Consider the following 14,918-nt stretch of genomic DNA (forward strand, 5'->3'; position numbering starts at 1 on the left):
GAACAAATAACTTCTCCCATGAGTCCGTAGCGATGTGCAGTCGGAAGCGGCATCAGCGGCCATCGGGTGTGCGCACCCCGAACCAGGAATCCCTGACCTGATGATAGTGCACCGACGGATCATAGGATTCTGTCGGCAATCCGAGAACGCCAGGAGCGAGCCGGCCAACGGCCGCGAGCAGCGCGTAGGAGGACGTCACCCGCTCCCGCTGAGTCATGACCAGGGCGATCCGCGCATTCAGCAGCTCCTGCTGAACCGTGAGCAGCTCGAGCGTGCTGCGCTGGCCGGCGCCGAACTCGCGCCGGACGGATTCGAGTGCGAACTCGGCCGCCTTCACCTGAGCTTGCGCCGAATCGACCTGCGCCCTCGTTGCAGCAACCGCGCTCCACGCCTGCACGACGGTGGCCCGTGCGAGCTTGCGCACCGCTTCAAGCGACAGTCGTTTCTGACCGGTCATTTCCTTCGATTGGCGGATCTTGGCGTACTCGCTGCCCCCCTGATAGAGAGGAATGACCACCCGGCTGATGATCGACGCATCGGTGCCCGTCGCCGGAAACATCAGATTCTGGTCGGGCATGATGTCCCAGCGGCGTTTCACGCTACCTTCCAGCGTCACCATCGGGTACAGCGCCCCTTCGGCAATTTTGGTCTGCAGAAGCGCGATATCGACGCCGTACATGGCGGCAAGAAGGGCCGGGTGCTGGGTGCGCGCAAGTGCGATGGCGGCCTCGAGCGTCGCAGGAGCAAAGCGATCCACCGGTTGGCCGGGCGTCAATTTGCCGGGTTCGCTGCCGATTACGCGAGCGAATGTGGCGCGCGACGAGTTGTACGTCGCCTGAGCCGCGAGCACCGCTGTCCGCGCCGCGGCAAGGCGAGCTTCCACTTGCGCCACATCGGCAGTGGTCAGGTCACCGCTCGCTTGCCGGTTACGGACTAGGTTCAGTTGCTCTCCCAGTAGGTCGAGATTACGCTTCTGCAGTTCAAGGATCGCGGCATCGCGCAGTACATCCATATAGGCGGTCGCTGCATCCACCAGCACGGTCTGCTCCATGACGCGGAGCGCCTCCCGGCCGGCAAGCACCTGGTTCTCGGCCGCACGCACCCGGTTTGCCGTCTGGAATCCGTTGAAGATGGACTGGCTTGCCGTCACCCCGACGCCGCGAGGGGTGGTGGTCGAGCTTTGCTGCGCGCCATCGGCTCCCTTCTCGTTGAGGTAACGAGGACCGGCCTCCGCGGTCGCTTCGATGCGCGGGCGATAACCGGAGAGCGCCTGGGGCACCTCTTCGTCCGTCGCCCGCAGATTGGCGCGTTCCGCATTGAGCGTCTCGTTGTTGCGGTAGGCTTGAGCCAGTGCCCCGTCGAGCGTCTGCGCCGCACCGCTGCGCCAAGACCAAACCGCGACGACCGCCATGGCCAGCAACCGAATTGACGTACGCGCAATGCTCATTGAAGTCCCCGGATCGCGATACCGAGCCAGGTCTGCTCCCCGCCCTCCGGCGTCGTCATGCGAGATTAACCAGCCCCCAAATGCGACAATAGCGTCTGGACGGGAGATGTGCAAAGCTCGCGCCCTTAGCGTTGGGCGCGCCGTGGGAAGTTTTCGGCGTTGTCGGGTCGCGCGCATTGCCTTCGGTGAATGGCTACGGGCACGTCATGCGTCACCGCTGGCGGCCCAAGCCGGACGCTGCCGATCCATGCGGGTGGGGCAAGTCCCTGAGGACGTTGATAATGACTGGCAACGGCAATTTCGTTTCTGATCCAATCATCGCGGCGCTGCTCTCGGAAGTGAGCGCAAAGTTGGCGGAGATCGTCGAATCGGGGACGAGCTTTCGCATCGATCTGCGCCGGCTTCCGTTGCCTGTAGGCGGTACCGCCGCGCTACGCGACTTTCTTGGCAACGGGCAGGTCGAGGCAAGTTTTAGGGGCGTGGGATCATGCATCTTTTCGGAAACGGCCGTGGCCGGCGTATGGTGGGGGCAGCAATACAACACCGGCGGTGATCTTGTCGGCGAATTTATCGAAATTGCCTATGTCCCTGAACTACTGAAGTGCGAGACCGACGAGATCGAACAGGCCATGAAAGACCTTCGGCTCAAGATCCGCGAAGCTCAGCAGATTCGTGGTAGCGGGTCGGAATCGAGCTCCTCGACCAACCGTTCGCCGCCGAGCTCCGTTTCCAACACGACGTAAGGCCCATCTTCGCCCACGACGCCGATTTCCGCTGCGTCTTCTCCACCCGGCAGGCCGCGCCAAGCCTGCACCAGCCGTTCGGCTGACGGGGAATCGGCGACAGCCACGATCCTGCCCTCACAGGCTAGATAGAGCGGATTATAGCCGAGCATATCGCAGACGGCCTGCACTTCATCGCGCAGCGGAATCTTACGCTCGAACAGGCGCACGGTTTTTGCTGTTGATCGAACGATCTCGTGGGCGACGCTTGCCAGTCCGCCCCGGGTCGGGTCGCGCATGAATCGGATGCCCTGCTGCATTAGGGCGCTTCTAGCAAGCGGCAGAACGCTGGCGCAGTCCGACTGTAGCGTTCCCGTGAGACCAAATTGCTTGCGGGCAAGCAGGACGGCCGTTCCATGATCGCCGATCGAGCCACTGGCGATGATGCGATCGCCAGGGAGGATCTGATCGAGGCCAAGGGCGATGTCAGGGCTGCGAAATCCAAGCCCGGTTGTCGCCAGATAAAGCCCGCCACCCTCGCCATTGCGGAGGACTTTGGTGTCGCCCGTCACCACCTTGACCGATGAGGCCCGCGCCGCGGCGGCCATGGATGCGACAAGGCGCTCGAGGCGCTCCCGTTCGAAGCCCTCCTCGATGAAGCAGTTCAGCGCGATGTAGAGCGGCTCTGCTCCCGACACTGCGAGGTCATTGACGGTGCCGTTGATCGCCAGACTTCCGATGTCGCCACCTGGAAACTCCAGCGGATCCACCGTAAAGCCGTCCGAGGTCAGGGCCGGAAAACTGCCGGCTGGCAGCATCGGTAAGATCGCTGCATCGGCACTTGTATCGAACAGGTCGTTGTGGAGATGTCGGCGGAAGACCTGTTCAATCAGCTCACGCATCCTTCTGCCGCCATTGCCGTGCGCCAGCGAAATGCGGCTCAGGTCGCGCGAGGAGTGCTTGGCGTCACCAGGTTTCATGGGGCTTTCCGCGCAGAAAATTCAACGACCTGACCATAACTCAGTCCACCGTCATTCATCGGTATGCGTTCATGCAAGAGAACCTGGAAGCCGTGGCTGATCAGAGCGGCCGCCGCATGCTCGGTGAGCAGCTTGTTCTGGAACACGCCGCCCGTCAGTCCGATGATACTGGTGCGATTGGCCGCGCCATGATGCAGGGCCTCGCGAACCAGGGTTGCTGACAATGAACCGTGGAAGCGTCCGAGCCGCTCGCCAACGGACAAGGACGAATCCACGAGCATTGGAACCAGGGGAGTCCAGTCGATCCGCCGGATCTCGCCCTGGGGGCGGACCGGCAGAGCGGGCTCGGTGATGACTTCACCTGACATGCTCTCAGCCAGCGCCGGCGCCTGGCCATCGTAACTGCAGTGCTCGATGAGGCCCACCATTGCTGCGGCGGCATCGAACAATCGACCGACCGAGCTGGACATCATGCCGGCCCCGGCAGCCCAGGCACGGCGGTAGGCGGCTGCATGGGTGTGGACGCAGTCCCACCTATGATCGGCTTCCAACGACAGCGTGTACGCGCTGCGCCACGGCTCGACTGCAACGCGGTCGCCGCCGATGAGCCGAAACGGACGCAGGCTGCCGACCCTCTGCCATTGTCCGGGCGACCCGTACAAGGTCTCGCCGCCCCACAAGGTGCCATCGGTCCCAAGCCCCAGACCGTCCCAGGTGAACGCCAGCATCTTCTCCTTGCAACCATGCTCCCCGGCCAGCGCAGATGCGTGCGCTACATGGTGCTGGATCCCGATTGCGGGCACTTCTTGCCGCAGAGCCCATCGCGTCGTCGTGAAATCCGGATGAGCATCGTGGAGGATACATGTTGCATCCGTCGCATAGAGTCTTTGAAGATCGCTAGCTACCTGCTTCAGCGTTGTTTGTGAGCGCAAGGATCCCATGTCCCCAATGTGTGGCGACACGACGACCCGGTCGCCTAGCCCGAGCGCCACCGTCGCCTTGAGTTGACCTCCGCAGGCGAGCACGGCGTCAGCCGCCGCATAGGCGTTGTGCAGGATGATGGGTGCCGAACCGCGGCCGAGCCTGATCGATCTGGTCCGCCCGCCCATCACCCGCCAGACCGGATCGTCGGCAGGGCGCTGGATGGGACGATCGTGGTGCAGGAAGGCGTCGCAGCAGCGGGCGAGCCGCTCCTCGGCCTCGTCCGGATCGGTGATCACAGGTTCGCCGCTGATGTTGCCGCTCGTCGCGACCAGCACACCATCAAATTCGCTCAGGATCAGGTGGTGCAACGGGCTATAGGGCAACATCAACCCGACCTGGCCAAGTCCGGGCGCAACGGCAGCCGCGACCGGCGCGCCCGCGCGCCGCCGCACCAGGACGATGGGCCGAACGGGGTCGCAGAGGGCCGCTTCTTCGATTTCATCGAGATCAGCGATCGTTCTGGCAAATCGATGCCGGTCGTTGCCGCCCGGCACCATCACGGCAAGCGGCTTGTCAGGGCGTCCCTTCCTGTTGCGAAGCCTGAGCACCGCAGTCTCATTCGTCGCATCGCACATCAGGTGGTACCCACCGATACCGCGAACGGCCACTGTCAGGCCGTAGCGCAAGGCCTCGACAGAGGCGGCGAGTGCTTGTTCGCTGCCGGATATCTCCTCGCCATTCGCCGTCCTGAAGACCAATTTCGGACCGCATTCGGGACACGCCAAAGGCTGCGCGTGAAACCGGCGGTCCTGCTGGTTCTCAAACTCGTGCCGGCAGTTTCGGCACAGTTCGAAGCCCGCCATCGAGGTGTTGGTGCGATCGTAGGGCAGGGCGGTGATAATGGTGTATCGCGGGCCGCATTGGGTGCAATTGGTGAAAGGATAGCGGTACCTGCGCTCTGATGGATCATCTATCTCGGCGAGACAGTCGTCGCAGAGGAACAAATCGGGCGGTAGCTCCGCATCGCGAGTCGAACCAGATTTGCTTGCGAGGATCGAAAATTCGCAACAATCGGCTCGTGGGCGCGGGCTAACCGACCTAATCATCGGCCGCGCCAGCGGTGGCGTTTGGGCGATCAGGCCGGCCGCAAAGCGGTCGAGCGCGTCAGGCTCGCCACTGGCAAGCACGGACACATGGCTCGCCTCGTTCTTCACCCAGCCCACGATCTGGTGAGCGTCCGCGAGACGCTTCACGAACGGTCGAAATCCAACACCCTGGACACGACCCACGATTTCGAACAGCCTTGTCTCACCGCGCGATTCGATGGTCTCATTCCTGTTCATCAGAGCGCCGCGAGCCGATCGGCGCGGACCCATTTGCGAGCCAGGCGCAGCACCAATCCGGCGGCCAACGGCACCGCCGTTGCGACTCGGTCGCTCAGGCCTTCGCCCCAATCGATGCATTGAGGATGAATACCGATCAGCGCGCGACGATGCGGCAGAAGGTCCTCCATCCGAGCCATGTCGAACAGTTCCTTCAGCCCGATCTCGTGCGCGGTATGCTTCGAGGTGCCGAGGAACGCGTCGAGCTCGTCACCAACCAGGCCGCGAACCGCTCCAGCCTCATCTCCGATCATCGCAGCATCGATGACGATGAGACTTCCGGCGGTTTCGATGACCGGCAGCAGATTGAAACTCAGGGTACCGCCGTCGACGATCGCCAGCTTTGCGCTTGGTTCCGGACAGTCACGCAGGTACCGGATCACGTGAACGCCTACCCCTTCATCACCGAGGAGCACGTTGCCGATGCCCACGACAGTGACTGCTAGACCAGCGGCATGCGGTGCGGAGGACATCGGCGCTCACCTTGCTGCGCGGGCCACGCTGCCGCCCGCAAAGGCATGGCAGCCGCTGCGGTAGCCGGCAGTCCACCACACATGGCAGGCCCCTTCGTCCGACACCATGCAAGGACCTATCGGCGATTCGGGCGTACAGGCAGAACCGTACAATCGGCAATCGGTTGGCAGGACTTTGCCGAGAATGACCCGCGCGCAGTCGCAACCTGGGGGCATTTCGCCACGACGAGGGCGTTCTGTTGCTTCGTCCAACGGAAAATCTATCCTTGCATCGTGGTCGGCATATTCGGGCCGGAGGCGGAAGCCGGATCGGGGGATGACGCCGATGCCGCGCCAGGCGGCGTCCGTCACCTCCAGTGTTTCGGTAAGATACCGGCGTGCGACGGCATTACCACCGGGCCTGACACTCTTGGGATAGCAGTTATCGAGAAAGTACCGGCCTTCGAGCCGCTGCCGAAGCGTCGAATAGGTGGCCGCCAGCAAGGCGTCAGCCGTGAAGCCCGCGATCGCGGCGGGCATGTGGTGACCGCGAACCACGAACTCCCATTCCTCGGGGCCCATGACGGTTGCGACGTGCCCCGGCGCGATCAAAGCGTCAAATCCCGGTTGTTCGGACTGAAGGAGCATGGCGACCGCTGGCCATGTCAGCCGCCCGGAAATCAGCAGCTTAAGATTCGGCGGAAGGCCCATCGCGATCAGCGCCGCGACGGGAGCAAGAGTGGTTTCAAAGCCGGCGACGAAGAAAACCACCGTTTTGCGCGGATTCTCCCTGGCAATAGCGGCAGCTTCGCTCGGACTCGCGACGGGGCGAACGTCCGCGCCGAGCGCGATTGCCTGTTCAAGGGAGCGCGGCTGGGCCTTCGGTCCATTGACGGGGACGCGAAGCATATCGCCGAACGCAGCCAGGATGACGGACTTTGTCAGCGACAGTTGGATAGCATGGAAGACATCCTCTTCCGGGCAGACGCAAACCGGGCATCCGGGTCCCGGAATCAGCTGCACCGCAGGCGGAAGCAGGCTTCTGATGCCTGAGGTCGCAATCGTCCGCTCATGACCACCGCACACGTTGAGGATCCGAATCGGCCGATCGAGCGGGAGATCCTTGATCCGGTCCAGCCAAATGCGAGCAGGCGAGCTCATCAAGCCTCTCCTGCTTCAACCGGGGTGGTTGCGATTGAGGAATAGGCCGGCGCGATGATCGGCCAGACGCTGGCGGAGCCATGCCAGCCATTCGCCCACGTCAACCGACTTGGCCACCGACGTTCTCAGAAGCGGACCGTCGTAACCTGATGCCTTGAGCGTTGCTGCTGCTCGATCCACCTGAAAGTTGTCCAGGTACGGCAAAAGATCCGATTTCGTGAGCATCACGAGATCGCTCTTGCGGAAGATGATCGGATATTTGGCCGGCTTGTCGTCACCTTCCGTGGCCGACAAGAGCGTAACATTGCAGTGCGCTCCAAGATCGAATGAAGCGGGGCATACCAGATTGCCCACATTCTCAATGAACAAAACGTCGACGCCGTTCAGATCGAGCTCATGGAGCCCGTGATGCACCATGGTCGCATCGAGATGACAGGCGCCGCCGGTCGTAATCTGGAGGGCGGGGACCCCCTTTGCTCGGATCCGGGCAGCATCGTTCTCGGTTTCAAGGTCGCCCTCGATGACGGCGAAACCGAGTTCGGGGCCGAGAGCATCAATTGTTGCTTCGAGAAGCGAGGTTTTGCCGGATCCGGGGGAGGACATCAAATTGATCGCAAGCACACCGCTCTCATCGAAATGCTGCCGGTTGTGGCTGGCGATCCGATCGTTGGCGGCGAGAATATTGCGGATCACGCCTTCCTCGTGGGCAAGCCCGTCTACCGACGCAATTGTGCTATCTTCCGAACCCCTATGTGGAAGATGAAGCCGGTGCTTGTTGTTGGCGGCGCAGCCGCAATGGCTACACATGCGGCGCCTCCTCCGTGTTCAGGTTCGCCGATCCGCCGGCTGCTGGTGGATCCGAGGTGCGGGGGATGCCGGTTCCGGTAAATTCGACTGCCGCGATCGACAGTTCGTCGCCGCCGATGACATTTACTCGAAATGAACCGCAGCACGCGCAAAGCAAGCGATTGGGGCGTGTCACGTTTTCCAGGCCGCACTCCGTGCATTTGACACGTGGATCGCAGCGCTCGATCGTCAGATACGCATGTTCCGCTTTCGTGCCCGAACGCGCGACCTCGAATGCGCGAACAAGCAGGCCTGGGTCCGTACCCGACAGCTCACCGACGCGGATTGCGATATGCGCAATGCTGTCCTCGCCCGCCTCCTGCGCGAGGCGCTCGACTTCGGAAATCAGAGCCCAGCACACCGAAAGCTCATGCATGCGAGTGGTTGTCCCCTGCGGCCAGCATGGCGTCGAAGACTTCCCAGGTGGACTTGGCCTCCCGCTCGTCGATGAGCTGGATCGCATAGCCCAGGTGAACCAGGACGTGGTCACCGACCGAGACGTCCTGGTCCTGTAGCAGGAACAGGTTCACCTCGCGAGAGACGCCTTTGACGGAGCATTGCGCGAGGAATCCTTCGATTCTATCCACCCGCATGGGGATGGCGAGGCACATGATAGTTCTCCGACGATCTACGGTGGGATGGCGGCCAGGATCGGTCTGAGCCCCTCGACAAGCCTCTGGCGCTGTTGATCCGAAAGGCTCGCATTGAGGCGCGCAAGCGCGAGCCCAACGGCGCGCATGCTCGCCACGTGTTTGGATGATTGCAGCTCATGAACCTTGAGTAACGTCACCGGGTCCTTGGTGGCAGCTTCGGCAGGACCGGAAGGACGCTGCAGCGCGCGCGCGGCTGCGTCGAGGAGGTCGAGCCACGCCGGCTCCTGTGCCGTCGTGATCCCGACCGCATCATGTAAGGCCGCCATCTCCCGAGACAGCTCCTCGTCTGACGTCGCCGGCTGCGCATTCACCTTCGGTTGACTCTCGGAGGACGCAGTATTGGGTTGCGCGCCCTCCGGCGTCGGCAGAGATGGACTTGGGCCCGGCGGCATACCCATTGGGCTTGTCGAGTTCTCAGCGGCTTCTGCCGTTGCGCTTTTAGGCCCCGGAGGCAACTTCTCTCCGGGCACGCGCGCCGTTTGGGTGCTATCGGTCCCCCCTGGGCAGAAGAAGCCGAAATCGCCAGTTGTTCGTCCTCTGATGAACTCGTTCCAGTTCGGTTCGATTCGATGTTCGGGAGACGTGTCGAAGGTGCCAAGGTGGTGGCACATCGCGCAATGCGGCTGGTGCGCGCGGACCCGCAAGCGGCCACGTTCGATGCAATAGTTGTCGATCAAGTCGCCATAGCCATTCCCAGGGCGGGCGAGGACAGGGGACATTTGCCAACCAAGCAGAGTCAGGACGAATATGGCGACCGATGAGAAGACGCTCAGTCGCCGCTGCCGGTCTTTCCTCGCTGTCTTGTTCGCATTCAGCATTAGAGCACCTTCACGCGAACCAGTTCTTCGCCGTTTGGGTCGACGACATGAACGGCGCAGGCCAGACACGGATCGAAACTGTGGATCGTGCGCAAGATCTCCAAGGGACGGGAAGCATCCTGTAACTTGTGGCCGCGTAACGCCGCCTCGTAGGGCCCCTCTCGCCCTTGGGCGTCGCGGGGGCCGGCGTTCCAAGTGCTGGGGACGACGGCCTGATAGTTGCCGATCCGTCCCTCCTCGATCGTGAGCCAGTGAGCCAGTGCGCCGCGAGGCGCCTCCATCATGCCGACGCCACGCGCCTTCTTCGGCCAGGTCTTCGGATCGAACAGCACATCATCGAAGGTGCGAAGATCGCTGCGCGCGATGTTCGCCATCAGCGCATCGTACATGCCCGGCATCATGTCGGCGATCAATTTCGTCTCGATGGTGCGGGCAGCGACGCGGCCCAGCGTGGAGAACAGGGCGGAGATCGGAAGTCCCAACCGTCCGAGGCTGTGGTCGACGAGTCCTCGCGTCCGCACCTCTCCGCTTGCATAGAGAATCAGAACACGCGCAAGCGGCCCGACTTCGACCGGCAGACCCTTCCATCGCGGCGACTTGATCCATGAATAGGACTGGTCAACATCGAGCTGCTCGTAAGGGGGCTTCGGTCCCGTATATTCGAGCTTCGTTTCGCCGTCGTAGGGGTGCAAACCGACTTGCTTGCCTGCCGAATAGCTGTACCAGGAATGGGCGACGAATTCCTGAATCTCCGTCGGGTCCTCAAAGTCGACCGGCTGTATCTTCGAAAGGTCCCTGTTGATGATGACCCCGGCGGGAAACTGCAAGGTCGCTCGCTCGGCGGCACCCACCCCGGTCGGAAATTCACCATAGGACAGGAAGTTTCCGACGCCTTCGCCTCGCGTTGTCCAGTCCTTGTAGAATCCGGCGATCGCAAGCGTGTCGGGCAAATAGACCTGATCGACGAACTCCCGCATCTTGCCGATGACCTGGCCTACGAGACGCAGATTTTCTGCATTCACCGCGGTTGCATGCGAGGTTTCAGAAATCGCACAGGGGACACCGCCGACGACAAAATTGGGGTGGGGGTTCTTCCCGCCGAAGATGGCGTGAATTTTGACCACGTCGCGTTGCCAGGCCAAGGCCTCCAAATAGTGCGCAACCCCGAGCAGATTGACCTCTGGCGGAAGCTTGTACTCTGGATGACCCCAGTACCCGTTCGCAAAGATTCCAAGCTGACCGCCCTCGACGAAACCCTTCAACTTCTGCTGGACTCCGCCGAAATACGCCGGCGAGTTGTTCGGCCATGGGCTTAAACTCATCTGCAGTTTGGAAGTCGCGGCGGGATCTGCCTTGAGCGCGGAAACCACGTCGACCCAATCGAGCGCATGCAGATGGTAGAAATGCATGACGTGGTCATGCACATATTGCGCGGCAATCATCAGATTGCGGATGATTTGCGCGTTCTCCGGGATCACATAGCCGAGTGCGTACTCAACAGCCCGGATCGAGGCGATGCTATGGACGACCGTGCAGACGCCGCAGAAACGCTGAGTAAACGCCCACGCATCCCTGGGATCACGCCCCTTCAGGATCAATTCGATGCCGCGCACCATCGTGCCCGAGCTGGATGCGCGGGTGATCACGCCCTGAGCATCCGTCTCCGCTTCTATTCTGAGGTGCCCCTCGATTCGAGTAACGGGGTCGACGACAATTCGCCGAGGCTGCGCGGCGGGCGCATTCTTGGCCGCAGCGGTGGGCTTTTCGTCTACCTTCTTAGAAGACCTTGCCATAGAAGCCGCCTTCGCGATCCCAGAATTTCGGTTGGGCGCAGCCTAGGCAGCCGTGGCCCGAGAACATCGGGAAGCTGGTCTTCTCGTTCCACTTCACCGTCGTGCATGCGTTGAACGTCGTGGGTCCCTTGCAACCAAGATCCTTGAGGCAAAACCCCTTTTGGGCGCCTTCATCGTCAAAGCTTTTGGCGAACAGCCCCTGATTGAAGAAGGGCAGCCTCGGACAATCGTCATGAACGGTCCGCCCGAAAAATGGAATGGGGCGTCCCAGATTGTCGAGATCAGGCGGTTTCCCATAAGTGAGAAAATACACCACAACTCCGGTCATCACCTCCGGGACCGGCGGACAACCGGGAACGTTGATGATGGGAGCCGCGACCTCCGTGTTGTCGACGAGCTCGCGCAGGGCATCGTGAACTCCGCCCGCTCCAGTCGGGTTGGGCGAGGCTGCAGGGATGCCCCCATAAGTGGCGCAAGTGCCGACCGCAATGATGAGCGCCGCTCCTTTTGCTGCAGCGCGCACGAGATCGCGTCCGCTCTTTCCGCCGGTTGTGGAGTAATATCCATCCGGATCAAGCGGGATTCCGCCGTCAACCACAAGCACGTATTTGCCGAAGTTTTGCTCAATCGCCCTGTCGCGCGCCTGTTCGGCGGCGTTTCCAGCGGCCGCCTGCAGCACATGATGATAGTCGAGAGAAAACTGATCGAATATCAGGCTTTCGAGCGTCGGCTCGAACGAGCGCAGAATCGACTCGCTGCAGCCGGTGCATTCCTGGATGGACAGCCAGATGACGCTGGGGCGAGGCTTGGTCGCAAGCGCTTGTGCGATCGCTTGGCTTGCGCTCGGCGGCAGGGCAAGAATCGAAGCCGTATAGGCGCACCAGTTCAAAAAATCACGCCGCGACACGCCTTGACGGCGAAGATGGTCCAGCAGCGTTGGATGGTTGTCCCGTGCTTCCATTGCCGCGTAGCCTCCCCGAAAATGCTACCTTGGCGCTAAATGCCCCGCAAGAGCCAAAGCGATCCGAAACTTGTCTCGAAAGTGAGGCGAACTCGAGCGAGTCAACTCGCTAAGATAAGACGCTAAGGGTCGCTTTTTATTACAGTGAACGAGGGTGAGCTGCTGGTGCCGTCGACGCGTTGCTCAATAGCAACACGGGGCAAAGGGTGAATGGTTGATCAGCTATCCCAAGCGAGCTCGATTGCGGAAGACGAATGAAACTTTTCGTGGCTCGGGATGCGCAGAAGCTTATTCCCGGTCGAGCGCTCGCGGGCGGGCCGGTCGGCGAGGCCCCGGGCCGGGGACCATTATGCACTGTACTGGTGCTTCGCTGTCTCCCAAATCAGATCGGCATGTTCACCATGGCTCTACAATCACGAGCACAGTCACGACAGAGCGAGGCGCAATGCGCCATTTGCTCGTCTCCGGCGATGGTCTCGCAATCGTTGGCACAGGCATCGCACAGTTGCGCACAGGCGCTGCAAATCGCTCCGTGCTGCGGCGACCTGCGCATCAGCGAGTTGGCCGTCATCTGGCACATCTCGGCGCAGTCGAGCAGCAGCGCCAAATGCGTGGGCGCGACGTGGGCGCCGCCCTTTTCGGAACAATATCGCGCCGTCTCAAGGCACATGCGGTGCGACTTGATGCAAATATCGATGCAGCTCTCTCGGGTCATTGGGCTCTGTCCCATGCCCGGCATTCCCATCCCCGGCATACCCGGCGCCTGAGCTCGGGCGATGCCGCTGGATGCGGCCAACACGAGGCAGGATCCCAAGAGGTTACGTCGATTCCACATGACTAAATCTCCTGTCCTAATCGTGACAGCGACTCATGGACGGCTAACGCCTACTCGTTGCAGAGCCGAGGGGAGCGGGGCTGGCGACTGTCGTGGCGGAAGTTGTCGATCGGCCGTCGAGCAGGTGGTGATAGCGCGACGCCGCGCACGAGAGGCCAGGCACGCCCAATCCGCAGGACAGCAACTCATTCCAAATCTCCTCGGCATCTTCGGCAAAACGGAATAGCGTGCAGTCCGACTTGTCGACCGTGCCACTGGCGATCAGCGCATCGAAGTTAACCGCCGCGCGCCAGTACTTCTCGTCAAATAGGACGATCGGGATTGGCGGCGACTTTCCGGTCTGACGCAGCGTGAGAATTTCAAAGAGTTCGTCGAACGTGCCAAAGCCGCCGGGAAAGGCGACCAAGGCGTTGGCGCGCATTGCCAAATGCATCTTGCGCATCGCAAAATAGTGAAATTGGAAGGTCAGTTCGGGAGTCGAGTAGGGGTTCGGCTTTTGCTCCCTCGGGAGCGTGATGTTAAAGCCGATAGAGGGAGCGCCAGCGTCATGCGCGCCGCGATTGACCGCCTCCATAAGACCGGGCCCGCCGCCGGTCGCTATGACGTTGTCACGCACGCCACCATTGTCGGTCAGCGCGCCGCCACGTTGCGACGCTATCAAGCCGAACTGACGAGCTTGTTCATACCAGTCGGCGTGTTTTCCAGGCCCGTTCTGCCGCACGCGCGCTGATCCAAAGACCACGATGGTCGATCGTACGCCCCAGCTTCGTAGCGCTTCTTCGGCCTTGGCGTATTCGAGCAGAAACCGTACGCCTCGCATCGAGTCGCCTAGGAGGAAGTCTTGATCCAAGGCGGGCAGAATGTATGAAGACGAGTTTCGTTGGGAGAAAGCAAGCCCGGAATCGGGTTGCGAAACACCGTCGGACGTCGCTTTTTGCGAGGAATTATTTTCGGTCATTCCGCCCACTTTCGCTCCCGCCGCCCGTCCCGGCTTTCGCTGGGACGGGCGGGAGTGGGATCCTACTTGCAGCCGGAGTTCTGTGTCTGGGTTTGCCCCGGTCCGCAGGGGCGAGTTCCCATCTGGCCATGCTCCATGTTCTTATCATTCTGCATCATCTTCTGGCCCTGGTCCCGCATCATACGGCCGTGCTCCATGCCTTGCGGCGCGGAAGTCGTTCCGGTCGTCTGTTGATCGGTCGCTGTCCCCGAGGGCTGCCCCGGCTGAGCTTGCGTGGTCGACGGCTGATTGCCAGTCTGGGACTGGTCGTTATGCATCATCTTCTGACCCTGGTCGCGCATCATGCGACCGTGCTCCATGCCTTGCATAGGCATGGAATTGGTCCCAGTTTTCGGTTGATCGGCTGCTGCCCCCGAGGATTGGCCTGGCTGAGCTTGCGTCGGCGGATTGCCACTCTGCCCCGATTGGGACTGAGCCAGCGCAGCACCAAAGGACAATGCCATCGCTGCCGCGATGGCGGTTGGGATTGCGATTCTTGAGAACGAGTTTGACATGGGAATTCCTTATTCTCGATGAGAGGGCTCCGCAGCCCTAAGCTAAAGGTTAAAGCGCCGAGCGCCCGCCAAAGTTGATCTAGCTCAACAAGGAGCGGGTCACATCTGTAACGAGTTCCAGCGAACATCGTTCAAATGCGAGCATCGAAAGTTGCTCTGAACTGCAGGCCAATGCGGTCCGCCACGAAATCTAAAGGATGATTTTGCCCTCACCCTAAGTCGTGAAGCAGGCCTTACCACAGCTCATTCGTAACGCTCCTTGGTATGGGCTCGTTTGCCGCGACGGTAACGACGAGCCTGCCGGCAGAGTCCCTGCGGGCACGCTGGTCTGCCGACGCGCATGGAATTGTCGTCTGCGCCGCGCCCCTCTATTTTGCATTCCATCATCTCGGGTCAAGTCTCCAGGCCAAGCTATCCGGACCTTGCGTTCCC

General features: G+C 61.5%; 15 protein-coding genes. 1 reads left to right on the forward strand and 14 read right to left on the reverse strand.

The features are described 5' to 3' along the window. Positions 1–52 precede the first annotated feature (52 nt). Positions 53–1,447: a TolC family outer membrane protein gene (locus tag ACVW1C_RS41050; RefSeq protein ID WP_080672085.1), complete on the reverse strand. Its 1,395-nt coding sequence runs from the start codon at positions 1,445–1,447 to the stop codon at positions 53–55. A 281-nt stretch (positions 1,448–1,728) separates the two neighbouring features. Between ACVW1C_RS41050 and ACVW1C_RS41055 the strand changes: the two genes are divergently transcribed. Then, positions 1,729–2,190 (forward strand): hydrogenase expression/formation C-terminal domain-containing protein, encoded by a 462-nt coding sequence (locus tag ACVW1C_RS41055; protein WP_080672103.1) that lies wholly within the window; start codon positions 1,729–1,731, stop codon positions 2,188–2,190. Here the strand turns inward: ACVW1C_RS41055 and hypE are convergent. From hypE to ACVW1C_RS41120, 13 genes are all read right to left on the reverse strand, one after another. After that, positions 2,109–3,149, reverse strand: a complete 1,041-nt coding sequence (gene hypE / locus ACVW1C_RS41060; RefSeq protein WP_049819854.1) for a hydrogenase expression/formation protein HypE — start codon at positions 3,147–3,149, stop codon at positions 2,109–2,111. The genes ACVW1C_RS41055 and hypE overlap by 82 nt on opposite strands. Beyond that, complete coding sequence (hypF, locus tag ACVW1C_RS41065; RefSeq protein ID WP_049819853.1) at positions 3,146–5,416, reverse strand: carbamoyltransferase HypF; 2,271 nt, start codon at positions 5,414–5,416, stop codon at positions 3,146–3,148. The genes hypE and hypF overlap by 4 nt, the downstream gene beginning before the upstream one ends. Beyond that, positions 5,416–5,928 carry a HyaD/HybD family hydrogenase maturation endopeptidase gene (locus ACVW1C_RS41070; protein ID WP_049819852.1) on the reverse strand — a complete coding sequence of 171 codons (513 nt, stop codon included), beginning with the start codon at positions 5,926–5,928 and terminating at the stop codon, positions 5,416–5,418. Before ACVW1C_RS41070 ends, hypF begins: the two co-directional genes overlap by 1 nt. A 6-nt stretch (positions 5,929–5,934) precedes the next feature. Next, the gene (gene hypD, locus ACVW1C_RS41075) at positions 5,935–7,068 is read right to left on the reverse strand and encodes a hydrogenase formation protein HypD (RefSeq protein ID WP_028133067.1); all 1,134 of its coding nucleotides are present in this window, start codon (positions 7,066–7,068) and stop codon (positions 5,935–5,937) included. A gap of 15 nt (positions 7,069–7,083) precedes the next feature. Next, positions 7,084–7,875 (reverse strand): hydrogenase nickel incorporation protein HypB, encoded by a 792-nt coding sequence (gene hypB, locus ACVW1C_RS41080; RefSeq protein ID WP_080672084.1) that lies wholly within the window; start codon positions 7,873–7,875, stop codon positions 7,084–7,086. Continuing rightward, positions 7,868–8,290 carry a hydrogenase maturation nickel metallochaperone HypA/HybF gene (locus tag ACVW1C_RS41085; RefSeq protein WP_049819851.1) on the reverse strand — a complete coding sequence of 141 codons (423 nt, stop codon included), beginning with the start codon at positions 8,288–8,290 and terminating at the stop codon, positions 7,868–7,870. The genes hypB and ACVW1C_RS41085 overlap by 8 nt, the downstream gene beginning before the upstream one ends. Continuing rightward, positions 8,283–8,525, reverse strand: coding sequence for a HypC/HybG/HupF family hydrogenase formation chaperone (locus tag ACVW1C_RS41090; RefSeq protein WP_028133066.1), 243 nt, complete (start codon positions 8,523–8,525; stop codon positions 8,283–8,285). The genes ACVW1C_RS41085 and ACVW1C_RS41090 overlap by 8 nt, the downstream gene beginning before the upstream one ends. Before the next feature lie 17 nt (positions 8,526–8,542). Next, on the reverse strand, positions 8,543–9,385 hold the full coding sequence (locus ACVW1C_RS41095; protein WP_028133065.1) for a Spy/CpxP family protein refolding chaperone: 843 nt from the start codon (positions 9,383–9,385) through the stop codon (positions 8,543–8,545). After that, a complete protein-coding gene (locus ACVW1C_RS41100; protein WP_250173152.1) occupies positions 9,385–11,178 on the reverse strand; it encodes a nickel-dependent hydrogenase large subunit in 1,794 nt (597 codons plus the stop codon). Before ACVW1C_RS41100 ends, ACVW1C_RS41095 begins: the two co-directional genes overlap by 1 nt. After that, positions 11,162–12,139, reverse strand: coding sequence for a hydrogenase small subunit (locus ACVW1C_RS41105; protein ID WP_028133064.1), 978 nt, complete (start codon positions 12,137–12,139; stop codon positions 11,162–11,164). The genes ACVW1C_RS41100 and ACVW1C_RS41105 overlap by 17 nt, the downstream gene beginning before the upstream one ends. A gap of 382 nt (positions 12,140–12,521) precedes the next feature. Continuing rightward, positions 12,522–12,974, reverse strand: coding sequence for a four-helix bundle copper-binding protein (locus ACVW1C_RS41110; RefSeq protein WP_028133063.1), 453 nt, complete (start codon positions 12,972–12,974; stop codon positions 12,522–12,524). A 43-nt stretch (positions 12,975–13,017) separates the two neighbouring features. After that, positions 13,018–13,932, reverse strand: coding sequence for an LOG family protein (locus ACVW1C_RS41115; protein ID WP_049819850.1), 915 nt, complete (start codon positions 13,930–13,932; stop codon positions 13,018–13,020). Between the two features lie 62 nt (positions 13,933–13,994). Then, a complete protein-coding gene (locus ACVW1C_RS41120) occupies positions 13,995–14,486 on the reverse strand; it encodes a hypothetical protein (protein WP_155253174.1) in 492 nt (163 codons plus the stop codon). Between the last annotated feature and the right edge of the window lie 432 nt (positions 14,487–14,918).

This window comes from Bradyrhizobium sp. USDA 4011 (genome assembly GCF_054063415.1).